This window comes from Blastococcus capsensis (genome assembly GCF_030165005.1).
GTDB classification, from domain to species: Bacteria; Actinomycetota; Actinomycetes; order Mycobacteriales; family Geodermatophilaceae; genus Blastococcus; species Blastococcus capsensis.
The window spans coordinates 65,456-89,909 of sequence record NZ_JASNNW010000012.1; the positions used below are offsets into that span (position 1 = coordinate 65,456).

The following is a 24,454-nucleotide window of genomic DNA, read 5'->3' on the forward strand; positions in this document are numbered from 1 at the left end:
GATGGTGTCGTGGCAGCCCGCATCGTCTACACCGATCTCGACGGCACCATGGTCGGCCCGCGCGGCTCCTTCTGGCACACCGCCGGCCGGGAGCTGACCGACGGGCCGGCGGGTGCACTGCTCGACCTGCACCGGGCCGGGGTGTCGTTGGCGCTGGTCAGCGGCCGGACCTACGAGCAGGTCGTGGAGGCCGCGCGGATATTCGCCGCCGACGGCGCCATCGCCGAGCTGGGCGCCACCATCGGCTGGGGCTACGGGCGCAACACCCACCGGCTGCGCGGCGAGCTGCCCGAGGAGTTCGGCGACCGGACGCCGATGGTGGTGATGGCGCAGCTCGGCGTCGTCGAGGAGCTGATCGCCGCCCACCCCGGACGGCTGGAGTGGCACGCCCCCTGGCACGCCACCCACGACACCGACGCCCTGCTGCGCGGTCGCGTCGACCCGCTGTCGGTCGACGCCTGGCTGGCCGAGCGGGGAGTGGGCTGGCTGACGCTCAAGGACAACGGCGCGATCCCCGCGGCGTCGTGGATGGGTCTGGACGCCGAGCCCGTGCCGCCGCGGATCTACCACCTGATGCCGCGCGGCATCTCCAAGGGCGCGGCCATCGCGTGGGACCTGGAGCGCCGCGGCCTGTCCCCCGCTGACGCCGTGGCCATCGGGGACAGCGTGAGCGATCTCGACATGGCGCCCGCGGTGGGGCGGTTGTGGATCACCGCGAACGGCGCCTCCGTCGACGGCATGGCCGGCCTGATGGACGCCGTCCCGAACGTGACGGTCACCGACGCCGCCATGGGCGAGGGCTGGGCGCAGGCGGTGCGGGCCAGCTTGTAGGGCGAGCCGTGCACGATGCGATCCGCACCCCGCTCCCCGCTCCCCGCTCTTGCGGTGATGCACCGCCGCAAGAGCGTGCACAACACCGCAAGAGCCCACCGGGATGGGGCGGACGTCGCCGCCCGGACTAGCTGGTGACGTCGCGCCGGGCGAAGTGCCGGAAACCCAGTGCGGTGAAGACGGCGATGTAGACCAGCGACTGGATGACGCCGCGGAACAGGTCGTCGGACTGGATCGGCGTCTGCAGCAGGTCGGTCCAGGCGAATTCCTCCGCCGTCGGGAACCAGTCGCGGATCGAGCCCAGCTGCTCCACCTGGTCGAGGATCGCGAAGACGAACATGGTGAACACCGCGCCACCGACCGCGGCCAGGGGTGCATCGGTGATCGTGGAGAACCAGAACGCCAGCGCGCCGACGACCAGCAGGTGGACGGCGAGGTACCCGAGCATCCCGGCCAGTCGCAGCATCCCGTCACCCTGCTCGATGGCGACCCCCACCGGCGTCCGGATGTCGTCGAACCCGAAGGCGATGCCGCCTGCGACCACGGCCACCGCCGCCAGCGTCAGCAGGGCCGCCACCGACTGCACCAGCGCGGCCAGCCACTTCTGCCGGAGCAACCGCATCCGAGGGACCGGGGTGGCGAGTGCGTACCGCAGCGACCCCCACTGCGCCTCCACGGCCACCGTGTCGCCGAAGAACAGCGCGTACACCACGACCAGGAAGAAGCTCGTCGTCGCGAACAGCACGAACAGGGTGAAGTTCAGCCCGCTCGCCGTCGCGACGTCGACCAGGTTGATCCGGCTGTTCTCCGCCGCCTCCTCGCTGGCACCCAGCTGCAGCGCCGCGATGAGCACCAGCGGCAGCGCGATCATCAGCGCAAAGACGCCGATGGTGCGCCGCCGCTTGAACTGCCGGCGCAGCTCCACCGACAGCCGCAGGGTGCGCTCCGGCCGGTAGCCGGCGACGGCGCCCGTCGGCTGTACGTGATCGGTCTCGACCGCTCGGTGCATCGGCTCGACTCCGGATACGATCCGCTCCCCGGTCGCTGGCGCTCCCTGCGATGCTCCCTCGCCCGTCGTTCTCGCGGTGCTCATGACTCCCCCACCAGCGCCAGGAAGGCGTCCTCGAGCCGCCGGCGCGGCGTGAACTGGTCGACGGCGATGCCCGCGGCGACCAACGCCTGCAGCACGTCGGCCCGTCGAGCGCCGTCGAGCTCGGCGACCAGGCCGTCGTCGGTCACGCCGGCGGTGACCCCGGGCAGCGCGGACAGGACACCGATCGCGCGGGCGGTGTCGGCGTCGTCGGCGAGGCCAACCAGCACCGAGCCACCACTGCCGACGATCTCCTCCACCGTGCCCTGCACGATCTTCTGCCCCTTCGCCATGACGACGACGTGGCTGCAGGTCTGCTCGATCTCACTGAGCAGGTGGCTGGAGACGATCACGGTGCGGCCGGTCGCGGCGTAGTTGCGCAGCACCTCGCGCATCGCGTGGATCTGCGGCGGGTCCAGCCCGTTGGTCGGCTCGTCGAGCACCAGCAGGTCGGGCAGACCGAGCATCGCCTGGGCGATCGCGACACGCTGCCGCATGCCCTGGCTGTACCGGCGCACCGGCCGGTCGAGCGCCGCACCGAGCCCGGCGACCGCGATCGCCTCCTCCATGTGCGCGTCCTCTGCCGGCCGGCCGGTCGCGGCCCAGTACAGCGTCAGGTTGTCGCGACCGGACAGGTGCGGCTGCAGCCCGGTGCCCTCCACGAAGGAGCCCAGCCGGGACAGCACCGGGGCGCCCGGCCCGGCGGCGTGCCCGAAGACGCTGATCCGTCCCTCGGTCGGCCGGATGAGGCCCATGAGCATGCGCAGCGACGTCGTCTTGCCGGCCCCGTTGGGGCCCAGCAGGCCGAGGACCTGACCGCGGCGCACCTCGAAGGACAGGTCGCGGACGGCCACGAAGCCGTCCTTGTAGGCCTTCGTCACGCCGTCGAACCGCAGCGGCACGTCCTCGCCGTCGGGCGCGACGTGCGAGACCTGGCGCCGGCGGTGCCGGCCCCACAGGAGTGCCGCTGCCCAGCCGAGCAGACCCAGTGCGACGACGGCGGCCAGCAGTGCCCACCAGCGCAGTGAGCCGGCCGCGGCCTCGGTGCGGCCGTCGACCTGCGGGACGGCGAGCAGCGTCTCGCCCGCGGCCGTCCCGTTCACCGCCTCCGTCGAGGCGAGCCCGACCGAGTACACCGCCGCCTCGTCGGGGAGCGCGTAGGCCTGGTCGGTCGAGGACACCACCAGCCGCATCGCGTGCCCGGCCTCGAAGCGGTGCACGATGCCCGGCAGCGTGACGCTGACCCGGGTGGGCGCGGTCGCGTCGGTGGAGATGCCGTTGAACGACAGCGGCGCCACGAGACCGCCCGGCAGCGTCGTGCCGCCGTTCGGTCCGACGTCGTAGAGCTTGGCGAAGAGGGTGGCCGAGCCGGTGGGCGAGGCGACCACCAGCTCGACGGTCGAGGCACCGACCACCTCGACCGCGGTGTCGAGCGGCTCGCTCTCGAAGGCGGCGAACTGGCCGGGGATCTCGGCGGCCGTCCCGCCGAGGGCCGCGGTGAGCGCACCGAGGCCGGGCACGGTCGTGAGCGCCGCGGGCGTGCCACCGGCCGGGGTGACCACCGGCTGCACCGGGCCGGCGAGGGTCACCGGCTGCCGTTCGGCCGGGTCGGCGCCGCCCAGGCCCGGGTACTCCTCGGCGACGACCGTCTGGCCGCCGCCCTGCACCCGGCCGATCGTGGCGCCCAGACCGGTCGGAGCGGGGAACTCGAAGCCGGCGCCCGGGTCGGGGCCTCGGGTGGGGTCGCCAGCAGAGCGCAGGTGCCAGTCGAACCAGCCGGCAACCTGCTCGCGCAGGTCCTCCTGCTGGCGGTCCGTCCCGGGGGCGTCGTGACCACCGGCGAACCAGACGACCTTGACCGGCGTGCCGTCGCCGGCGATGCCTCGGGCGTTGGCGTCCGCGTGCCCCAGGCCGAACAGCGAGTCCTGCGTGCCCTGGACGAGCAGCGTCGGCGCCTCGATGCGGTCGAGCACCCCGGCCGGGCTGCTGCGGTCGAGGACGGCGGCGACCTCCGGCGTCAGGGTGCCGGTGGAGGCGGCCGACTGGTAGGCCGCGCAGATCTCGGGCCGGAAGCGGCCGCAGGTGAGCAGCTGCTCGACGGCCTCCGGGTTCTGGGCGGCGCGCTCGAGCAGCTCCTCCGGCGGCGCGGCCGCGGCGCCCTGTGCCCCGCTCGGTCCCCCGCCGACGGCGTCGAGCAGGCCACCCGCCGCCGAGCCGATACCGAAGAACAGCCCGGCCCACAGCTGCTTGAAAACGCCGTCGTCCACGGTCGGGGGTACGGCGGCGACCGTGCCGGTGTCGAGGTCGCCGGTGTAGGACGGGAACAGCGCGGTGGTCAGCGAGTGCCAGGTGATCTGCGGGGCGATCGCGTCGATGCGCTCGTCGTAGGCGGCGCCGAGCAGGGCCAGCGCCCCGCCGTAGGAGCCGCCGGCGACGCCCACCCGCGGGTCGCCGTCGCCGTCGAGCTGCACCTCGTCGCGCTCGGCCAGCAGATCGAGCAACGTGGAGAGGTCGGCGACCTCGTAGCGCGGGTCGTTCAGGCCGATCCGGCCGCTGCTCTTCCCGAAGCCACGAGCCGAGTAGGTGAGGACGACGTAGCCGCGCCCGACGAGGTCGAGCGCGTCATCGGCGACCGAACGCTTGCTGCCACCGAACCCGTGCGCCAGGACCACCGCGGGCGCCGGCTCGTCGTTGTCGGGCAGGTAGAGCGTCGCGTCGAGCTCCACCGCGTCGGGACCGGAGCCGGACGGCACCCGGATGTCCTCCGTGCCGACCTCCGCCGCACCGGCGGGGGACGCGAGCACGAGGAGGCCCAGGGACAAGGCGAGGATGAGCAGAGCCGCGAGCGTGGCGCGCGCACCAGGGCGCGGGCGGGAACGCACGAGCCCGCAGAGGGAGCGCACGATGCGCCCAACGGCCGGCCGGCCGTGCGTGTTCCGAACCGGCCCGGAGGCACCGATCAGGGCTGCCAGTTGCCGGTGGCGACGATGACCAGACCGGGCGCCGGCACGTCGGCGACCTCGAAGAAGCGGGGCGCGGGGCCGGCCAGGTCGGGGAACTGCTCGATCAGCTGGAGCGCGGCCTGCCGCTGCTGCTCGTCGCCCTCGGTGAAGAAGACGGTCGTGGTGGCCACGTCGGTGCCGGGGTAAGCCCCCGCGCCCGGGGACTCCCAGCCGCCGGCGACGACGGTGTCGGAGATGCTGCCGGCCAGCCCGGTGACGTTGGTCGCGTTGAGCACGGTGACCGGGACCCGGACGGGTGTCGTCGCCGCAGCCTCGACGTCCAGGGGCAGGGTGTTCAGCGGGGGCAGGGTCTGGGTCGGCGGGGCGACGGGGGGCGGGCTGGACGGGGCCGCGGCGTCGGCCTGCGCAACGGGTGCCGTGGGCCCCGGCTGGGTGACCGTGTAGACGCCGAGCACGGCGCCGGCCACGACTGCCATGGCGACGAGGCCCTTGAGGACGCGCCGGGGCTTGCGGTCGAGTTCGTCCTCGAACAGCACGTCGGGGGTGCCGTTGCGCTTGGCGGCCTTGCGGCGCGCCGCGTCCGCTGCCTGCCGCTCCGCACGGTAGGTGGCCCGGCTGCGCTTCGCGGACCCGATCCCCGGGCCCGCGACCACGGCGGACCCGCCGGCGGGCAGCTCGTCGTCGTCGTGGTCGTGGTCCGGGTCGGCGTCGGCGTCGGCGTAGTACTCGTCCTCGGCGAAGTCATCGCGGAGGTCGTCGTCGAGGTCGGCGACCTGGTCGCGACGGGCCGCTGTCTCCCGCTCCGGGATCGCGGTGGTGGCCGGCGCCAGGGGCACTCGCTGCAGCTCCGGCCCGGCGTCCGGCCCGAGCCGCGATCGACCGGTCTCGTCGCTCCGGGAGGGCTTGGTCCAGTCGCCGTAGGAGGACGAGGGGGTGCCCGCGGGCGTGGTCTGGCGCGGGACACGGGGAACCCGCGGTGCGGCGGTGCGCACGCCCTGGCCGCGGCCGGTGGTCGCCAGCGGCTCGTCCACCACCCACGTGCGCGACGGCATGACGTCCGCGACGGCGGCCTTTCCGGCGGGGCGGGCCGGCTGCTCGCCGAACGCCGGGGCCGCGGGAACCAGGACGTCGGCGCCACGGCTCGGAACCGGCCGCTCCACACGCGGCTCGGGCGCGGGCACGACCTGGAAGGGAGTGGCGCCGCTGCGTGCGGCTGCGGGGCGAGACCCAGCCGGAACCGGGGGAAGCGGCAGCCGGGAACGGGACATCTGCCTCGGCGGCTCGGCGGGGGTGTCGAGCCGCACGTCGCGACCCCGCCCGCGCCCGGGTGCGGTCGGGTGATCGGACAGCCCCTGAGCGATGCCCGGCCGCGAACCGTCGAGGGAATCGGTCCTGCGCCGCCCAGCGGCTGCAGACGCGTTCCCCTGGTTCAGTCCGTCACTGCCTGACGCGGCGTGCCTGCCCACGGTGAGCAAATCTAATCCATGTAATTCCCCTTGCCCAGGACCTGGGACGAACGCGTTCGTTGCCGTGCCGTCCGGAGCCGGCGCAGCCGCCGCACCAGCAGTGGGTCGGCGGCCAGCGCCTCGGGACGGTCGACCAGGGCGTTGAGCGTCTGGTAGTAACGGGTCGGCGTGGTATCGAAGAGGTCCCGGATCGCCGTCTCCTTGGCGCCGGCGCGGCGCCACCACTGCCGTTCGAATCCGAGGATCTCGTGCTCGCGTCGCGACAGACCCACCGTGCCGACCTGCGCGGACGCCTCCCCTGACCCGTCGACCCGGGGCGGGGAGACCACGGGGGCTGGGTCGCTGTCCATGGCTAGTCCATCTCCTGCCGTGCGCGGCTGCCCGGGTGCCCCGGGCGGCTCGATCACGACCGTAGCGCCGCCCACCGACGTTTCCCGCCGCGCGCCGCGGCGGGTCCGGGGAGCCGCGTCAGGGGGTGACGACCACCGCGTCCGCCGGCGCACGCCGGGCACCGGCCCGGGCGTGTCGGAGCGTGTCGACGGTGAACACCGCCAGGGCCGCCCAGACGATCACGAAGCCGGCCAGCCGCGCGGGCGGCATGGGCTCCCCGTAGACGAAGACGCCGATGGCCAGCTGCATCAGCGGGGTCAGGTACTGCAGCAGACCCACCGTCGACAGGGGGATCCGCCGGGCCGCGGCCGCGAAGAGCAGCAGCGGCACCGCCGTCGCCACCCCGGCGCTGGCCAGCAGCACGGCGTGGCCGGTACCCGCGTTGGCGAACGTGCCGGTCCCGTTCGAGTGCATCACCGCCAGGACCACCGCGGCGGGGATCGCCACCAGCGCCGTCTCGAGGAACAGCCCGGGAGCCGCCTCGACCGACACCACCTTCTTCATCAGCCCGTACAGCCCGAAGGACAGTGCGACACCGAGCGCGATCCACGGCGGGCGCCCGTAGTCGATGGTCAGCACCGCGACGGCGACGGCGGCGATCCCGACGGCGACCCACTGCAGGGGACGGAGCCGTTCGCTGAAGACGACGACCCCGAGGACGACGCTCACCAGCGGGTTGATGAAGTAGCCGAGGGAGGTCTCGACGACCTGGCCTGAGTTGACGCCGTAGACGTAGATCAGCCAGTTCGTGGCGATGAGCACCGCCGCACCGGCGAGCACCAGCAGCGTGCGCGGGCTGCGCACCGCCGCCCGCACGTGCCCCCAGCGGCGGACGACGCACAGCAGCAACCCGACGAACAGCAGCGACCACAGCACCCGGTGGGCGACGATCTCGAGTCCGCCGGCGGGCTCCAGGAGGGGGAAGTACAGCGGGAAGACACCCCAGAGCGCGTAGGCGCCGAGCCCGGAGACCACCCCCAGGCGACGCTCGTCCACACGACGCACCGTACGCGCGGCGACGGGGCGGTTCCGCGCCCCCGGCCGGCGCCGCGGCGGCCTACCGTCGGCACGTGCGCAACCAGCCCAATCCGGTGCAGTGGGTCTGGTACGCCCTCGGCGGGCGGCTGCCCCGGAACCTCTCCCCGTGGGTGCTGGCCGACACGACCGGCAGCACGTGGGTGTGGCGGCACCTGGCCCGGGCGGTCGTCCAGCTCCTGCCGGTGGTCGCCCTCTGCCTGCTGGTGGTGCCCGTCCCCCTGGTCTACCGGCTCTCGGCCGCCGGCGGCGGCCTGCTGCTGGGGTTGCTGTTCTCGCTCGCCTTCATGGTGGAGACGACCGAGCACCGGGTGGTCAAGGCCGGGTACGAGCCGGGGACTGCCGCCCGCGTCCGCGCGGAGCGGGTCGAACGCGCGCGGGTCGAGCGGCTGTCGCGCTACCGGCGCGACGGCGCGGGCAGCTTCGACTGAGCCGACGAGGGGACTCGAACCCCTGACCGCCCGACTACCGGGTCGAATGTGACCACTGCTGACCGCCCCCCAGCCCCCACTGAGGTGCGGTTTCTGTCCGTGTCAGCCATCTCCGGACGCCGCTGCACACGTGTGAGAACGCTCCTGTCCGTTGGTTCTCCGACGGCACAGCCGGGACCACGGGGCGTCCCCCGCTACCGATCGGCACTCACGGTCCCATCCGCTGCTGCAAGACGGACAGCGCCGGCCGCCGAGCAGGCGTCGAGGCTCGCACTGCGGGGACCGGGCTCGGACGCCGACCGGGCGCGTGGGGTTCGCAGACCACCCGGTCGAGGGAGGGCCGCGACGATGTCGAGCACACGGGCATCCGCACCGCCAGACCTTCGTCAGCCCACTGGTCGAGGAGGCCGCCGTCCGCGGCGACGAGGAATGCGTGCTGGCTCGCGCGGCGCCCGGGGTCGGAGGGCGCGGCCCGAGGTCGTCGTCCGCGAGGTGATCATCCGTGGGGAAAGAGCTTCCCACGGCCTGCTCGCCTGCGATCGAGTCCGAGTCGTGAGGTCGCGTGCCCGCAGGCCGTGCGGAAGGGTGGACGCGAACTGAACGTCGTCCGCGCGAAACGGCAAGCCCGTCGGCTGCGGTCCGGGGTCGTGCGGAATGGAACACACGTACCTGCATCGCCTGCCTCAGCAGACCGTCAGGCCGACGGAAGGAGTTGCCATGCCGCGAGCCCCCGCTGCCTCCCGGCATCCGAAGGTGATCGTGGTGACCGGCGCCAGCGGGGGGATCTGCCGGGCGACGGCCGTGGCCATCGCCCGCCGCGGCGACGCGATGGCGCTGCTGGCCCGGGGCGAGAGAGGTCTGGCCGCAGCCGCCGACGACGTGCGAGCCGCCAGCGGCACGTCCCCCGTCCTTCCGGTCGGCGTCTCCGACGCCGGCGCCGTCGAGGCCGCCGCGGGCGCCGCCCTGTGGCGGCGTGCGTGAGCCGCCGGCCGGCCAATTGACGGAGCGGAATGCGGCGGCGCCCGGCCGCATCGAGGACTACGGCCTGATCGGTGACCTGCAGACCGCGGCGCTGGTCGGGCGTGACGGCTCCATCGACTGGCTGTGCCTGCCGCGGTTCGACTCCGCCGCCTGCTTCGCCGCGCTGCTCCACGACGAGCACGCCGGCCGCTGGCTGCTCGCCCCGGCCGGGGGCGGCCCCGCCACCCGCCGCCGCTACCGGGGGGACTCGCTGGTCCTCGAGAGCGAGTGGACGGCCGACACCGGGACCGTCCGGGTGATCGATCTCATGCCGGTACGTGGCGAGGCCGCCGACGTCGTGCGCGTGGTCGAGGGTGTCACCGGCCGGGTGCGGATGCGCACCGAGCTGCGGCTGCGGTTCGACTACGGGCACGTGCCCCCGTGGCTGCGCCGGCAGGACGGCGGCCTGGTCGCGATCGCCGGCCCGGACGCTGCCTGGCTGCGCACGCCGGTCCCGCTCGACGAGTCCGACGGCGCGTGCGCCGCCGAGTTCGAGGTCGGCGCCGGCGAACGGGTGCCGTTCGTGCTCACGCACGCCGCGTCATACGGTCCCCGTCCGCAGCCGGTGGATGCCGACCAGGCGCTGAACGACACCGAGACCTTCTGGGCCGACTGGATCGGCCGCTGCGACTACACCGGCCACTGGCCGAACGCCGTGCGGCGCTCCCTGCTGACGCTCAAGGCGCTGAGCTACGCGCCGACCGGCGGCATCGTCGCCGCGGCGACGACCTCGCTCCCGGAGGACCTCGGGGGCGTGCGCAACTGGGACTACCGCTACACCTGGCTGCGCGACGCCACCTTCACCCTGCAGGCCCTGCTCGGCACCGGATACGTGCGCGAGGCCCGTGCCTGGCGGGACTGGCTGCTGCGGGCGGTCGCCGGCGACCCGACCGACCTGCGGATCATGTACGCCCTCGACGGGGCCCGGCGGATCCCGGAGCAGGAGCTGCCGTGGCTGCGCGGGTACGAGGGTTCGGCGCCGGTACGCATCGGCAACGCGGCGGCCGACCAGTTCCAGCTCGACGTGTGGGGCGAGGTCCTCGACGTGCTGAACCTGTCCCGCGAGGCCGGCCTGACCAGCACCGACGACGCCTGGCGGCTGCAGCGCGGGCTGCTGGACTTCCTGGAGGGCGCCTGGGACCAGCCCGACAACGGGTTGTGGGAGGTCCGCGGCCCGCGCCGGCACTTCGTGCACAGCAAGGTCATGGCCTGGGCCGGCGTCCACAGCGCCGTCCAGGCCGTCGAGCGGCACGGCCTCGACGGCCCGGTCGACCGGTGGAAGGCGCTGCGTGCGGAGATCCACGCCGACGTCTGCGCCCGGGGCTACGACGCCGAGCGGAGGACCTTCACCCAGTCCTACGGCTCCCCGGGACTGGACGCCGCCCTGCTGCTGATCCCGAGGTTCGGCTTCCTCGACTGGCGGGACGAGCGGGTCATCGGCACCGTCGAGGCCGTCCAGCGGGAGCTCACCGAGGGCGGCCTCCTGCTGCGCTACCGGACCGACACCGACGACGGGTCGGTCGACGGCCTGCCCGGCCGCGAGGGCACCTTCCTGGTCTGCAGCTTCTGGCTGGTCGACGCGCTGGCCGGCATCGGCCGCCCGGCGGAGGCCGAGCGGTTGTTCGAACGGCTGCTGGACCTGCGCAGCGACCTGGGGCTGCTCAGCGAGGAGTACGACCCCCGCACCGGCAGGCAGGTGGGCAACACCCCCCAGGCGTTCAGCCACGTCGGGCTGGTCAACGCGGCGCGGCACCTCAGCGGCACGCAGGCGGCGGAGGAGAGCGAACCGGGTCCGGATCCGGGCAGGTGGGCCGCCCGGTCGGGTGGACTGTGACGAACTCGTGACACGCCTGGACCGGCCGTTTGGCCTGCCCCCGGTAGCGGCTAGGGGCCCTCGGAACGTTGCTGCGCTCGACCGGACTCCGTGGAGGTCACCATGACCCAGACCGTCGCCGACTACCTGCTCGCCCGCCTGCGGGAGTGGGGGGTGCGCCAGGTGTTCGGCTACCCCGGGGACGGTATCAACGGACTGCTCGCCGCCTGGGGCCGGGCGGACAACGATCCGGAGTTCGTCCAGGCCCGCCACGAGGAGATGGCGGCGTTCGAGGCGGTCGGGTTCGCCAAGTTCAGCGGCGGCTTCGGGGTCTGCGCCGCGACCAGCGGGCCCGGGGCGATCCACCTGCTCAACGGGCTCTACGACGCCAAGCTCGACCACGTCCCGGTGGTCGCGATCGTCGGGCAGACCGAGCGCTCGGCGATGGGCGGGTCCTACCAGCAGGAGGTGGACCTGCTCAGCCTCTACAAGGACGTCTGCAGCGACTACGTGCAGATGTGCACCGTGCCCGAGCAGCTGCCCAACCTCATCGACCGCGCGATCCGGGTCGCGGTGAGCGAACGGGCGCCGACGGCGCTGATCTTCCCGTCCGACGTCCTCGAGCTCGAGTACGAGCCCCCGCAGCACGCGTTCAAGGACGTGCCCTCCAGCCTCGGCATCGCACCCTCGGTGCCGCAGCCGGACCCGGCCGCCGTCCAGCAGGCGGCCGATCTGCTCAACGCCGGCGAGAAGGTGGCGTTGCTGGTCGGCCAGGGTGCGCACGGCTGCCAGGAGGAGCTGACCGAGGTGGCCGACCTGCTCGGCGCCGGCGCGGCCAAGGCGCTGCTGGGCAAGGACGTCCTGCCCGACACCCTGCCGTGGGTCACCGGAGCGATCGGCCTGCTGGGCACGCGGCCCAGCTACGAGATGATGATGGACTGCGACACGCTGCTGACGGTCGGCTCGAACTTTCCCTATACGCAGTTCATGCCCAAGCTCGACCAGGCCCGCGCCGTCCAGATCGACCGCTCCGGCAGCTGGATCGGGATGCGCTACCCGTACGAGCTCAACGTCGTCGGCGACGCGAAGGCCACCCTGCGCGCGCTCATCCCCCTGCTGCGCCGCAAGGAGGACCGGTCGTGGCAGGAGAAGATCAGCTCCGACGTGGCCGACTGGTGGCAGACCGTCGAGCGGCGGGCGCTCACCGACGCCGACCCGGTCAACCCGATGCGGATCGTGCACGAGCTCTCCGAGCGACTGCCGGCCAACGCCATGGTCACCAGTGACTCCGGCAGCGCCGCCAACTGGTACGCCCGGCACCTGAAGGTCCGTGGCGAGGTCACGTGCTCGCTGTCGGGCACGCTGGCCACGATGGGCCCGGGCGTGCCCTACGCCATCGGCGCCAAGTGGGCCCACCCCGACCGGCCCGCCATCGCCCTGGTCGGGGACGGCGCGATGCAGATGAACGGGCTGGCCGAGCAGATCACCATCGCCCGGTACTGGAAGCAGTGGTCCGACCCCCGGCTGATCACCGCCGTCTTCCACAACGACGACCTCAACCAGGTCACCTGGGAGATGCGGGCCATGGAGGGCGCGCCGAAGTTCGCCGAGTCGCAGACCATCCCCGACATCGACTACGCCGCCTTCGCCCGTGGCCTGGGCCTGCAGGCCATCAACGTCGACAAGCCCGAGGACGTCGGGCCGGCCTGGGAGGCGGCGCTGTCGGCCGACCGCCCGACCCTGCTCGACATCCGATGCGATCCCGACGTGCCCCCGATCCCGCCGCACGCCACCTTCGAGCAGGCCATGGCCACGGCGAAGTCCGCGATGAAGGGCGACGAGGACGCCGTCGGGTTCATCAAGCAGGGCGTCAAGCAAAAGGTGCAGGAGTTCCTGCCCGGCTCCAAGAGCGACGACTGAGGGGCGGCCGATGACCTCGGTCGACCTGCCCGCGCCCGTCGTCCGGCCCCCGGAGGACGCCGGTCCCGTCGCCGGTGTCGACGTCGCCGCCCTGGAGCGCGACCTGCGCGCCCGGGTGGACGGCGAGGTGCGGTTCGACGCCGGTTCCCGCGGGGCCTACAGCACCGATGCCTCCAACTACCGGCAGGTGCCGATCGGGGTGGTGGTGCCGCGGTCGGTGGAGGCGGCCGCGGAGGCCGTGGCCGTCTGCCGCGACCACGGCGCGCCGCTCCTGGCCCGCGGGGGAGGCACGAGTCTCGCGGGCGAGTGCACCAACACCGCCGTGGTCCTCGACTTCTCCAAGTACTGCAACCGGCTGGTCTCGGTCGACGCGGATGCGCGCACCTGCGTGGTGGAGCCGGGCATCGTGCTCGACGAGCTGAACCGGCAGCTGGCGCCGTACGGGCTGGAGTTCGGCCCCGAGCCGGCCACCCACAACCACTGCACGATCGGCGGGATGATCGGCAACAACTCCTGCGGGGCGACGGCGCAGCGCACCGGCAAGGTCGTCGACAACGTCGTCTGGCTGGACGTACTGCTCTACGACGGGACCCGGATGCGGGTCGGTGCCACCTCCGACGAGGAGTACGCCGCGATCGTGCAGGCCGGGGGGCGGCGGGGCGAGGTGTACCGGCAGCTGCGCCAGCTGCGCGACCGGTACGCCGACGAGATCCGGCGGCGTTATCCGGACATCCCCCGCCGGGTGTCCGGTTACGACCTCGACTCGCTGCTGCCGGAGCGGGGGTTCGACCTCGCCCGGGCACTGATCGGCTCGGAGAACACCCTGGTCACGGTGCTGCGAGCCGAGCTGCGGCTGGTGCCGGTGGTCGAGCACCGGGCGCTCGTGCTGCTCGGCTATCCCGACGTCGTCGCCTCGGCCCGCGACGTGCCGGCGATCGTCGAGCAGGAGCCGATCGCCCTGGAGGGTCTGGACCAGTACCTGATCAGCTTCCAGCAGGCCAAGGACCTCAACCCCGACACGCTGGACCTGCTGCCCGAGGGGCCGCGCGCCTGGCTGCTGGTCCAGTTCGGCGGCGAGACCCACGACGAGGCCAGTGGCCGGGCCAGGGAGTTCGCCGACCTGGTCGGCGGCTGGCCGAGTGCTCCCTCGGCCACCGTGTTCGACAAGGGCGAGCACCAGGCCGACATCTGGAAGGTGCGTGAGGCGGGGCTCGGCGCCACCGCCCGCGTGCCTGGGCAACCGGACGCCTGGCCGGGCTGGGAGGACTCCGCGGTCGATCCGGCCGACCTCGCCGACTACCTCGCCGACCTGCAGCGGCTCTACGACGAGTTCGGCTTCGAACGCGTGTCGCTGTACGGCCACTTCGGGCAGGGGTGCGTGCACACCCGCATCCCGTTCGACCTGATGACCGCCTCCGGGGTCGACCAGTTCCGCAGCTTTCTCGAGCGGGCGGCGGACCTGGTGGTGTCCTACGGCGGCTCGTTCTCCGGGGAACACGGCGACGGCCAGGCCCGCGGTGAGCTGCTGCCGAGGATGTTCGGCTCCGAGCTGGTCGACGCCTTCGCCCGGCTCAAAGCGGTCTTCGACCCGGGCAACCGGATGAACCCGGGCAAGGTCGCCGCCCCGTATCGGCTGGACGAGAACCTGCGGCTGGGGCAGGACTACGAGCCCCGGCAGGCGGAGACCCACTTCCGCTATCCACACGACGACGGCAGCTTCGACCGGGCCGTGCTGCGCTGCGTCGGCGTCGGCAAGTGCCGCCGGCACGAGAGCGAGGGCACCGTGATGTGCCCCTCGTACATGGTGACGAAGGAGGAGGAGCACTCCACACGGGGACGCGCGCGACTGCTGTTCGAGATGATGCAGGGCCACGACGACTCGCCGATCGCCGACGGCTGGCGCTCGGAGGCGGTCCGTGACTCGCTCGACCTCTGCCTGGCCTGCAAGGGCTGCAAGACCGACTGCCCGGTCAACGTGGACATGGCCACGTACAAGGCCGAGTTCCTGTCGCACCACTACGCCCGCCGGCTGCGCCCGATCACCCACTACACGCTGGGCTGGCTGCCGCTGGTGGCCAGAGTCGCCGCCATGGCCCCTCGGGTGGTCAACGCCCTCACCCAGGCGCCGGTCATCCGGCGGATCGCGACGACCGTCGGCGGGGTGGCGCCACAGCGGGAGATCCCGCAGTTCGCCGACCAGACGTTCCAGGCCTGGTACGCGGGCCGCAGGCCGCGGGGCACGGGGCAGCGCGGCGAGATCGTGCTGTGGCCGGACACGTTCAGCAACTCCTTCCAGCCCGGGCTGGCGAAGGCCGCCGTCGAGGTGCTCGAGGACGCCGGCTGGCGGGTCGTCGTCCCGACCGACGCCGTCTGCTGCGGCCTCACCTGGATCTCGACCGGGCAGCTGGACGTCGCCAAGCGGGTGCTGCGGCGCACGATCGACGTGCTGCGCCCGCACGTGCAGGCGGGAACCCTGGTGCTCGGGCTCGAGCCGTCGTGCACGGCGGTGTTCCGCTCCGACGCCGCCGAGCTGTACCCGGACGACCCCGACGTCCAGCGGCTGCGGCAGCAGACCGTGACGCTGGCCGAACTGCTCACCGAGCACACCCCGGGGTGGGAGCCGCCCCGCCTGCGCCGGCGGGCCGTCGTGCAGACGCACTGCCACCAGCACGCGGTGATGGGCTTCGACCGGGACGTCGAGCTCATGCGGCAGATGGGGATGGACGTGGACGTGCTCGACTCCGGCTGCTGCGGGCTGGCCGGCAACTTCGGGTTCGAACGCGACCACTACGACGTCTCGATGGCCTGCGCCGAGCGCGTGCTGCTGCCCGAAGTCCGCAAGGCCGGCCCTGACGACGTCGTCCTCGCCGACGGGTTCAGCTGCCGGACCCAGATCGAGCAGGGCGACGCCGGAGGCCGGCAGGGAGTGCACCTGGCCGAGGTACTCGCCGCCGCACTCCGCGACGACCCGGCCGCGCCCGGCGAGCGGCCGGAACGTGCCTACGCCGACCGGCCGTCGACCCCTCGCGTCGCGGCCTGGACGGCGCTCGGCGGGACGGTCGCACTCGGGCTCGGTGCGGCTGGGGCGGCGGCCCGGGCGCTGCGCCGGTGAGCAGTCGAGGCACGGCGTCGGCCCCGACGGTCGAGCACGTCGACGTCGCCGTCTACACCGTTCCCACCGAGCAGCCCGAGTCCGACGGCACCCTGACGTGGGACTCGACGACCTGCGTCGTGGTCCAGGTCCGGGCAGCGGGCCGGACGGGACTCGGGTACACCTACGGACCGGCCGCGTGCGCAACGCTGGTCACCGACGTCCTGGCAGACGTGGTCCGCGGCCGGCCGGCGCTGGCGGTACCGGCCGCCTGGGAGGCGATGGTGCGCCGCTGCCGGAACGCCGGACGTCCCGGCGTGGTCTCCATGGCGATCGCCGCGGTCGACACCGCCCTCTGGGACCTCGCCGCGCGACTGCTGGAGGTGCCCCTCGTCGTCGCACTGGGCCAGGCGCGCGACGACGTCCCCGTTTACGGCAGCGGCGGTTTCCCGACGTGGGACGAGGCCACGTTGTCCCGGCACGTCGAGCACTGGGTCGGGGAGCTGGGCATCCCGGGGGTGAAGATCAAGATCGGTGCGTCGTGGGGCAGCCGGTCCGACCGCGATCTGGCCCGTGTCCGCCGGACCCGTGACATCGTCGGCGACGGGGTCGAGGTCTTCGTCGACGCCAACGGCGGCTACACGCCTGGCCAGGCCCGGCGGATCGGCCGGGAACTGGACGGGCTCGGCGTCACCTGGTTCGAGGAGCCGGTCTCCTCGGACGACCTGCCGGCGCTGGCGGAGCTGCGCGGCGTCCTGGCCGTGGATATCGCGGCCGGCGAGTACGCCTACGACCTTCCCTACGTGTACCGCATGTGCGACGCCCGCGCCGTCGACTGCCTGCAGCTCGACGTCACCCGCATCGCCGGGGCCACCGAATGGCGCCGGGCGGCGGCGGTGGCCGCCGCGACCGGGCTGGAGGTCAGCGCGCACTGCGCACCGGCCCTGCACGCACACGTCGCCGCCAGCGTGCCGAACCTCCGCCACGTCGAGTACTTCGTCGACCACGCCCGACTGGAGCCGATGCTCTTCGACGGCGTGCCAGAGGTCCGCGAGGGACGGATGCATCTCCGGCTGGACCGGCCGGGGAACGGACTGCTCCTGCGTCCCGCCGCCGAGCGGTACCGGGTCGCCTGACGCCGTGCGGCGTTCGGAATTCGGGCGGAGCGGTCCAGAGAGAGGGGCCTGACACGCGCGCCGACGTACGGCGCATGCCGCCCGCGACCCCGGGTAGGAGCGCGATGTCCGCACTGCACAGAGAGAGAAGTGATCCCATGAAGGCGGCGACGCTCACCGACGGGCCTCCCGTACAGCACGTTCTGGTCTTCGAGCCCGGGGAGGAGGTCGTGTCCGGGCTCACGGACTGGGCCACCGAGAACCAGATCCCCGGCAGCTCGTTCACCGGCGTCGGCGCCTTCACCGAGGCGACACTGGGCTACTACGACCTCGACCGGCAGGAATACGACGAAATCCCGGTCGACGGCCAGGTCGAGGTGCTGGTGCTCGCCGGTGACATCACGCTGGACGGGCAGGGCGGGTGGAAGGTTCACGGACACGTCGTGTGCGGCCGCCGGGACGGCTCCACCGTCGGCGGGCACCTGCTACGTGCGGTCGTCCGCCCGACCCTGGAACTGGTGGTGACGGCCAGCGATCGGCACCTGCAACGCCGGCAGGACGCTGCATCCGGTCTCGCCCTGATCGACCCGGCGGCCTGACCGCGCTCGACTTCCTCTCGTGTGCCGGGAGTACAGGCCTGCCGAACTTCGGAGAGCCGACGAGGGGACTCGAACCCCTAACCGCCCGATTACAAGTCGGGTGCGCTACCAATTGCGCCACGCCGGCGGAACCTGGGAGCAAGTCCCGGGACAAGGATAGGTACAACCCATGACGCCGCCGCCCACCACGGCGAAGACCACGGCCACCCACCGCTGGCCGTTCCACTCCCGCACCTCCTCCCGCAGAGCCCGCCGCCACAGCTCGTGATCCGGATCGGGCGGGAGGACGCCCGATCTCATGGCCGATGCGACAAGCCTCGACTGCCGGGTACGGACCTGAGCGGAGGACTTCTGCGGGAGGCGGCCGCGGTCGACCGCTCGCCAGGCCAGCCACATGGCCGGCGGCCCGAGCACAGCCCACCTCACGACGTAGACCGCCATCTCCGCCCAGTTCCACGGCTCGCCGCCCACGAGGCCGCGTACGGCCTGCTGGAAGCCTCCGACGAAGATCCCCGCGGCAAGCCCGAGCGCCAGCAGGAGACCCCACCGCGGCCCGGGCCGCACGTCGGTCATGCGGACGGTCATGGGGACAGCCCGTGCGCCGCCACCCATCGGCTATCAGTTCACCCGGTCACTCCGGGGCGCCTTCCCGCGCAAGGGCTGTCAGGCGGCCTCGGCCTCGGTGCCCGGAGTAGCTCGCGGGGGTTCGCTGCGCACGAAGCCGGCCGGGTCACCGCCGTGCAGCGGGCCGGCGGCCAGCCAGCGGGCGAACCCGGCGGGGTCACGGCGCTCGAGCTCGTCTAGCACCTGCCCCCGCCGCGTGACGATCCGCTGCCGGACGGCAGGGGCGAGCGGGCCCTGCAGCGCGGCGCCCGTCCGCAGCCACTCCTCTCCCAGCGCCGCGGTCGGCAGCCCCGCCACGGCCGGCGCCGGCGACGACGGGCCGGGAAGCGGGCGGACCACCGGGGACGGCGTCGCGAAGAGCGAGCCGGTGGCGGCCTGCTGGCGGTCGCGGAACCAGCGGAGCGCGGCCCAGCCGGCGACCAGGACGCCGACGAGCAGCAGCGCCGTCGCGCCCCCCGCGATCACGGCGGTACCGCTCACGACCAGCAGCGCCCCGATGGTGATCGCGGCAGCCTGGCCGGCCGCCTCGACGGTCGACCGGCGGGCCGGGCCAGGCGTCTCCCGGGCCACCCCCGCGGCGACGCAGCCGGCCAGCGCACCGGACACGCAGACGGCGACCAGCCCCGGACCGCGCAGCGCGATGCCGCCGACGACGGCCACCACGGCGGCACAGGTCAGGCCCAGGCCGAGGAGGAACCGGAGCAAGGGACGACGGGCGGGCACGGGCAGCCTCCACGGCAACCGACGGGACGGGACCGGCGGCCGGCGGGCACCGACCCGGCCCGGCCGTCGGGCACCCCCCTACCCAGCTGCAGCTCTCCCTGCACACGCAGGCACCGATCGATCACGCCCAGGACGGACGGCGCCCGGGCGGGATGCCGAGGACGCACTGCGGCACCAGGAGGTCTTCCCTCCGGGCGTCGACGGGAGGACCCTCGGAGAGGCGAAACGCCCGCTGCACTCCGGAGGTGCGCCGTGCCGACCTCGACCCCCCTCGCCCCGTCCCGGCGGCAGACGGCCGGTGGACCGGATCCCGGTGCCCGGGAGGTCGTCGTCGGGGTGGACGGCAGCGAGTGCGCGCTGGGCGCCGTCCGCTGGGCTGCCGGCGAGGCGCAGCGCCGCGGTGCCCCGCTGCGGATCGTGCACGCGGCCCCCTACCTGGCGCACCGCCGCGGCTCGGGCGAGGAGCCGCCGCCACAGCTGGCGCGAGCCCGGCAGATCACCGGCACCGCCTTCACGGTGGCCCGGCACACCGAGCACGACCTGCCCGTCACCACCGAGATCGTGCCGGGCGACCCCGCACCCACGCTGCTGGGTGCCGCGGCCGCCGGGCAGCTGGTGGTGCTGGGCAGCGCCACCACCGGAGCGGCCGACGAGATGGTCCTGGTCCCGGTGGCGCGGCGGGTCGCCGCCCGCTCGCCGCAATCGGTCGTCGTCGTCCCCCGGCGCCGGGGCAGAACCACCCCGGGTCGGCCCGTCGTCGCCGTCCTGGGCGCCGGGGACCCTGACGACGACGTCGCCGTCGCAGAGTTCGCCGCCTCCGCCGCGGAGCGCACCCGCGCCCCGCTCTCCGTGCTGCTGACCGGCCCGGCCGGCGGCTGGGCGGACGACCCCGCCGAGTGGGACCGCCGCTTCCCGGGCACCGACGTCGAGCGCACCGAGCTGCCCGCCGCCGGCGCGCGGCAGATCCTCGAGGCCGCCTGCCCCGCTCCGCTGCTGGTGCTCAGCGCCGGCCACGGCAGTCTGTTGCACCGCGGGCTCGACGGGCCGCACCGCTGGCTGCTGCGGCACTGCACGTCGCCGATGGCGCTGGTGCCGCCGGTGCACCGCCCGGAGCTCGAGCCGCACGAGGAGATCGTCGCCGTCGGCTGACAGCCTCGGGAGCATCGCAGCGAGCGCCAGCGAGCGAGGAGCGGACCGGGGCGCGGAAGCCGACCAGGGTGATCGTCGGCTGACAGCCTCGGGAGCATCGCAGCGAGCGCCAGCGAGCGAGGAGCGGACCGGGGCGCGGAAGCCGACCGGTGTGACCGTCGGCTGACAGCCCTGCCCTGCCGGGGCACGTGCGCCGATCCGGCAGGATCGGCGCACGTGGGGTCCTCCGTGGTCGACGTCGATCTGCGCCTCGCCGTCGTCCTCGTCATCCTGACCGCGCTCGCCGCGGGAGGCGGGCGGCTCTCCGGGCTCGGCGAGGACCGCCCGGTCCTGGTGGCCGCCCTGCGAGCCACGGTGCAGCTGGCGGTCGTCTCGGCGCTGCTGCTGGTCGTCGTCGACTCGCTCTTGCTCTCGGCGGCCTTCGTCCTGCTCATGGTCGGCGTCGCCACCGTCACCGCGACCGGCCGGACCACCGCCCGGCCGCTCCGCACACCCGGCAGCGCCCGCCGACTGGCCGCCGTCACGCTCCCGGTCGCCGGCGGCGCGGCCCCCGTCGTCGCGCTGGTCCTGGCCAGCGGCACGGTCCCGCTGCGCGGGGAGGCGGTGATCCCGATCGCGGGCATCCTCATCGGCGGCGCCATGACGGCGACCTCCCTGGCCGGCCGTCGGTTGCGCGAGGAGCTGGCCCAGAAGCGCGGCGAGATCGAGGCCGCGCTCGCCCTCGGCCTGGTGCCCCGCGACGCCGTCCTGCTCGTCGCCCGCCCGGTCGCCGGCACCGCCCTGGTGCCTCCGCTCGACCAGACCCGCACGGTGGGGCTGGTCACCCTGCCGGGCGCCTTCGTGGGCGTGCTCCTGGGTGGGGGCAGTCCGCTGGAGGCCGGCGCCGCCCAGCTGCTGGTCTTGATCGGCCTGCTCGCCGCCGAGATGCTCGCGGTCTGGGCGGTCACCGAGCTGGTCGCGCGAGGCCGGCTCCTGCCGGTGCCGCGGTAGCACCCAGGAAGTTCACAGGCTCTCCCCAGCGTTGGGGCAGAGGCGGGTCGGACAGTGGGTAGCGACGCAGCAGCCGCGACGGCTGCGCGAGGAGAGGACACCAGTGAGCGAGCACCAGCACCAGTACCCCGGCGCAGGCCAGCAGTTCGCCTGGCAGCCACCGCAGCAGCCGACGGCGACGCAGCCGACCACCCCGCAGCCGATGGCGCCCCCCGTCTACCCGGGGTACGGCGGCCTGCCCTCCCCCACGATCCCGCTGCCGGAGCGCCCGGAGCCGCGCCGCGGCGGGCGGCTGCGGATCGGCCTGGCCGGTCTGGTCGCCGGCGCGCTGATCGGCGGCGGCGCCGGCGCAGGCGTCACCGCGCTGATCGACGAGCCGGCGGCCGGCGGCGGCACGTCGGCGTCCGCCCAGAGCGTGACCATCGACAACCCCGAGCGGGCCACGACCGCCACGGCGGCCGCCGCCAAGGCCGCACCCAGCGTGGTGACGGTGTACGTGAGCACCGGCACCGGCGGGGGCAGCGGCTCCGGCGTCGTCCTCACCGCCGACGGCTACGTGCTCACGAACAACCACGTCGTGGCCGGCGACGGCGGGAGCACCGGCACCGTGCAGGTGCGCACCGCCGACGGCACGCTCTACGACGCAGAGGTGGTGGGCACCGACCCCGCCTTCGACCTCGCCGTCCTGCGCCTGACCGACGCCCAGGACCTCGTCGCCGCTGTGTTCGCCGACTCCGACGAGGTGCAGGTGGGTGACATCGCCGTCGCCATCGGCGCCCCGCTCGGCCTGTCCAACACGGTCACCGACGGCATCATCAGCGCCACCGGTCGCGCCGTGGCCACCGGCTCCACCCAGGACGACGCGACGGTCCTGGACGCCATCCAGACCGACGCCGCGATCAACCCCGGGAACTCCGGCGGAGCGCTGGTCGACGGCGCCGGCGAGGTGATCGGCATCAACACCGCGATCGCCACCGTCGCCTCCGGGATCCCGGGCGGCCAGTCGCAGAGCGGCAACATCGGTGTCGGCTTCGCGATCCCGGGCAACTCCGCTCAGCGCATCGCCCAGGAGATCATCGAGACCGGCAGCGCCACCCGCGCCCTCCTCGGCGTCCGGGCGAGCACCGCCGCCGACGACGGGAACCGCGAGGTCGGCACCGGAGCCGAGGTCGTCAGCATCGAGATCGGCAGCGCGGCCGAGGAGGCCGGCCTGCGGGTGGGGGACGTCGTCACCGCCGTCGGCGAGCGCCCGGTGACCACGTCCACCGAGCTGACCGCCGCCATCCGCAGCCAGGCACCGGGCAACACCGTCGAGCTGACGGTGCGCCGCGGCTCGGACACCCGCACGGTCGACGTCACCCTCGGCACGACCAGCTGACACCCGGCGGCCGCCCCCGGTCCGGTCCCTAGGCTGGGCCGGGTGGCCGCTCCCCGACTGACCGCTCCCCTGGCCGGGTCGCTCGACGACCCGGCCCGGGCGCGTGACCTCGCCCGGATGAAGCGGCTGGCGACCGGGCTGTTCGTCCTCGCCGCCATCGTCTTCCTCGGTTGCGTGCTGCTCGGGGACGACGGCGGCGCGTGGGTGGGCTACGTCCGTGCGACCGCCGAGGCCTCCATGGTCGGGGCGCTGGCCGACTGGTTCGCCGTCACCGCGCTGTTCGGGCACCCGCTGCGACTGCCGATCCCGCACACCGCGATCATCCCGCGGAAGAAGGACCAGATCGGCACCAGCCTGGGCGCCTTCGTCCAGGAGAACTTCCTGACCGCGGCCGTCGTCGACCACACCCTCGAGACGGTCGACCTCCCCGGCCGGCTGGGCACGTTCCTGGCCGCCCCCGGCCGCGCCGAGCGGCTGGCCGGTGACGCCGGGGTGGCCCTCTCCGGGCTGGGCGACCTGCTGCGCGACGACGACCTGCGCCCCGCCGTCGCCGCGCTCGTCGAGCGCAAGCTGCACGAGACGCCCGCAGCGCCGGCCGTGGCCCGGGCGCTGGAGCTCGTGGTCGACGGGGACCGGCACCAGGAGGTGCTGTCGGCAGGCCTGCGCGGGCTGGCCCGCTTCCTCGAGGACAACCGGCTGGTCTTCCGCGCCCAGCTCGGGGACGCCTCCCCCCCGTGGGTGCCGGACTGGGTCGACGACCGGGTGTTCGACCGGGTGTTCGCCGGCCTGCAGGGCTTCCTGACCGAGGTGGGCGACGACCCGCGGCACGAGCTGCGTCGCTCCTACGACGCCCGGTTGCGGGCCTACGCGCACGCCCTGCGCACCGATCCCGCCACCGCCGCGCGGATCGAGGAGCTCAAGGCGGAGCTGCTCCAGCACCCGGCCGTGCGCACCTGGTCGGGCTCGCTGTGGACGCAGGCCAAGGACGCCGTCCTCGCGGCCGCGGCCGACCCCTCGTCGGAGCTGCGCAGCCGGGTCGCCGGGCTGATCACCGAAGGGGCACGGCTCCTCCGGAGCGACCCCGGGGTGCGGGAATCGGTGCAGAAGCAGGGCCGGCGGGCCGCCGTCTACCTGGTCGAGCGGTTCTCCAGCGACCTCGCCGACCTGGTGGGCACGACCGTCGCCCGCTGGGACACCGAGGAGACCAGCCGCCGCATCGAGCTGCAGGTGGGCCGGGACCTGCAGTGGATCCGGGTCAACGGCACCGTCGTCGGTGGCCTCGCCGGCCTGGTCATCTACACCGTCGCCCAGCTGCTGGGCTGACTACCCTGCATCGGTGGACCTCATAGCGGAGCATCTCGAGCGCTGCATCGCGCTCGCCACCGAAGCCCTGGACGCCGGCGACGAGCCGTTCGGCTCGGTACTGGTGGCGGCTGACGGCAGAGTCCTCGCGGAGGACCGCAACCGCATCATCGCCACCGGGGACCCGACGGCGCATCCCGAGATCACCCTGGCCCGTTGGGCGGCAACACATCTCAGTCCGGCCGAGCGGGCCGCCGCAACGGTCTACACGTCCGGGGAGCACTGCCCCATGTGCTCGGCGGCACACGGCTGGGCCGGCGTCGGTCGGATCATGTACGTCCATTCCTCAGCGCAGCTGAGCGAGTGGCTGGCGGAACTCAGCGTTCCGCCGGCGCCGGTACGGCCCATCCCCGTTCAGGACGTCGTCCCCGGCATCTCGGTGGACGGGCCGGTGCCGGGGCTCGACGAGCGCATGCGGGAACTGCACCGCCGGTACCACGCGGGGTCGTGAGGAGCGGGGCCCG

General features: G+C 73.9%; 20 protein-coding genes and 1 tRNA gene. 13 read left to right on the forward strand and 8 right to left on the reverse strand.

Annotation, left to right across the window (positions count from 1 at the left end):
- Positions 1–9 precede the first annotated feature (9 nt).
- Positions 10–831: an HAD family hydrolase gene (locus QOZ86_RS12125; RefSeq protein WP_284492223.1), complete on the forward strand. Its 822-nt coding sequence runs from the start codon at positions 10–12 to the stop codon at positions 829–831.
- Positions 832–958: 127 nt separating this feature from the next.
- Here the strand turns inward: QOZ86_RS12125 and QOZ86_RS12130 are convergent, their stop codons facing one another.
- The 5 genes from QOZ86_RS12130 to rarD form a co-directional block, all read right to left on the reverse strand.
- Entirely contained in the window at positions 959–1,840 is an 882-nt protein-coding gene (locus QOZ86_RS12130) for an ABC transporter permease (RefSeq protein WP_284492224.1), read from the reverse strand.
- 80 nt (positions 1,841–1,920) lie between these two features.
- The gene (locus QOZ86_RS12135; protein WP_284492225.1) at positions 1,921–4,743 is read right to left on the reverse strand and encodes an alpha/beta fold hydrolase; all 2,823 of its coding nucleotides are present in this window, start codon (positions 4,741–4,743) and stop codon (positions 1,921–1,923) included.
- A gap of 137 nt (positions 4,744–4,880) precedes the next feature.
- Complete coding sequence (locus QOZ86_RS12140) at positions 4,881–6,065, reverse strand: LytR C-terminal domain-containing protein (RefSeq protein ID WP_284492226.1); 1,185 nt, start codon at positions 6,063–6,065, stop codon at positions 4,881–4,883.
- Positions 6,066–6,361: 296 nt separating this feature from the next.
- A complete protein-coding gene (locus QOZ86_RS12145; protein WP_284492227.1) occupies positions 6,362–6,700 on the reverse strand; it encodes a DUF3263 domain-containing protein in 339 nt (112 codons plus the stop codon).
- A gap of 118 nt (positions 6,701–6,818) precedes the next feature.
- Complete coding sequence (gene rarD / locus QOZ86_RS12150; protein WP_284492228.1) at positions 6,819–7,736, reverse strand: EamA family transporter RarD; 918 nt, start codon at positions 7,734–7,736, stop codon at positions 6,819–6,821.
- Positions 7,737–7,810: 74 nt separating this feature from the next.
- Between rarD and QOZ86_RS12155 the strand changes: the two genes are divergently transcribed.
- The 7 genes from QOZ86_RS12155 to QOZ86_RS12185 all read left to right on the forward strand — a co-directional run bounded on the left by QOZ86_RS12155 (position 7,811) and on the right by QOZ86_RS12185 (position 17,764).
- On the forward strand, positions 7,811–8,206 hold the full coding sequence (locus QOZ86_RS12155; protein ID WP_284492229.1) for a DUF5313 family protein: 396 nt from the start codon (positions 7,811–7,813) through the stop codon (positions 8,204–8,206).
- Between the two features lie 717 nt (positions 8,207–8,923).
- On the forward strand, positions 8,924–9,187 hold the full coding sequence (locus tag QOZ86_RS12160) for an SDR family NAD(P)-dependent oxidoreductase (RefSeq protein WP_284492230.1): 264 nt from the start codon (positions 8,924–8,926) through the stop codon (positions 9,185–9,187).
- Complete coding sequence (locus QOZ86_RS12165) at positions 9,180–11,060, forward strand: glycoside hydrolase family 15 protein (RefSeq protein ID WP_284492231.1); 1,881 nt, start codon at positions 9,180–9,182, stop codon at positions 11,058–11,060. The genes QOZ86_RS12160 and QOZ86_RS12165 overlap by 8 nt, the downstream gene beginning before the upstream one ends.
- Positions 11,061–11,162: 102 nt before the next feature.
- Positions 11,163–12,959, forward strand: coding sequence for a thiamine pyrophosphate-requiring protein (locus tag QOZ86_RS12170; protein ID WP_284492232.1), 1,797 nt, complete (start codon positions 11,163–11,165; stop codon positions 12,957–12,959).
- A 10-nt stretch (positions 12,960–12,969) separates the two neighbouring features.
- The gene (locus QOZ86_RS12175) at positions 12,970–16,071 is read left to right on the forward strand and encodes an FAD-binding and (Fe-S)-binding domain-containing protein (RefSeq protein WP_284492233.1); all 3,102 of its coding nucleotides are present in this window, start codon (positions 12,970–12,972) and stop codon (positions 16,069–16,071) included.
- Complete coding sequence (locus QOZ86_RS12180; protein WP_284492234.1) at positions 16,068–17,186, forward strand: enolase C-terminal domain-like protein; 1,119 nt, start codon at positions 16,068–16,070, stop codon at positions 17,184–17,186. Before QOZ86_RS12175 ends, QOZ86_RS12180 begins: the two co-directional genes overlap by 4 nt.
- 137 nt (positions 17,187–17,323) lie before the next feature.
- Positions 17,324–17,764, forward strand: coding sequence for a PPC domain-containing DNA-binding protein (locus QOZ86_RS12185; RefSeq protein WP_284492235.1), 441 nt, complete (start codon positions 17,324–17,326; stop codon positions 17,762–17,764).
- A gap of 54 nt (positions 17,765–17,818) precedes the next feature.
- Here the strand turns inward: QOZ86_RS12185 and QOZ86_RS12190 are convergent.
- The 3 genes from QOZ86_RS12190 to QOZ86_RS12200 form a co-directional block, all read right to left on the reverse strand.
- Positions 17,819–17,891: transfer RNA gene (locus tag QOZ86_RS12190), tRNA-Thr, on the reverse strand.
- Positions 17,870–18,349 carry a hypothetical protein gene (locus tag QOZ86_RS12195; RefSeq protein WP_284492236.1) on the reverse strand — a complete coding sequence of 160 codons (480 nt, stop codon included), beginning with the start codon at positions 18,347–18,349 and terminating at the stop codon, positions 17,870–17,872. The genes QOZ86_RS12190 and QOZ86_RS12195 overlap by 22 nt, the downstream gene beginning before the upstream one ends.
- A gap of 78 nt (positions 18,350–18,427) precedes the next feature.
- Positions 18,428–19,111, reverse strand: coding sequence for a hypothetical protein (locus QOZ86_RS12200; protein ID WP_284492237.1), 684 nt, complete (start codon positions 19,109–19,111; stop codon positions 18,428–18,430).
- A 252-nt stretch (positions 19,112–19,363) separates the two neighbouring features.
- Here QOZ86_RS12200 and QOZ86_RS12205 point away from each other — a divergent pair, with 252 nt between their 5' ends.
- The 5 genes from QOZ86_RS12205 (at position 19,364) to QOZ86_RS12225 (ending at position 24,441) form a co-directional block, all read left to right on the forward strand.
- Complete coding sequence (locus QOZ86_RS12205; protein WP_284492238.1) at positions 19,364–20,260, forward strand: universal stress protein; 897 nt, start codon at positions 19,364–19,366, stop codon at positions 20,258–20,260.
- 216 nt (positions 20,261–20,476) lie between these two features.
- A complete protein-coding gene (locus QOZ86_RS12210; RefSeq protein WP_284492239.1) occupies positions 20,477–21,250 on the forward strand; it encodes an ABC transporter permease in 774 nt (257 codons plus the stop codon).
- 103 nt (positions 21,251–21,353) lie between these two features.
- Positions 21,354–22,628 carry a trypsin-like peptidase domain-containing protein gene (locus QOZ86_RS12215; protein ID WP_284492240.1) on the forward strand — a complete coding sequence of 425 codons (1,275 nt, stop codon included), beginning with the start codon at positions 21,354–21,356 and terminating at the stop codon, positions 22,626–22,628.
- Positions 22,629–22,670: 42 nt separating this feature from the next.
- A complete protein-coding gene (locus QOZ86_RS12220) occupies positions 22,671–23,951 on the forward strand; it encodes a DUF445 domain-containing protein (protein ID WP_284492241.1) in 1,281 nt (426 codons plus the stop codon).
- A 13-nt stretch (positions 23,952–23,964) separates the two neighbouring features.
- The gene (locus tag QOZ86_RS12225; RefSeq protein ID WP_284492242.1) at positions 23,965–24,441 is read left to right on the forward strand and encodes a nucleoside deaminase; all 477 of its coding nucleotides are present in this window, start codon (positions 23,965–23,967) and stop codon (positions 24,439–24,441) included.
- The last annotated feature ends 13 nt before the right edge of the window (positions 24,442–24,454 follow it).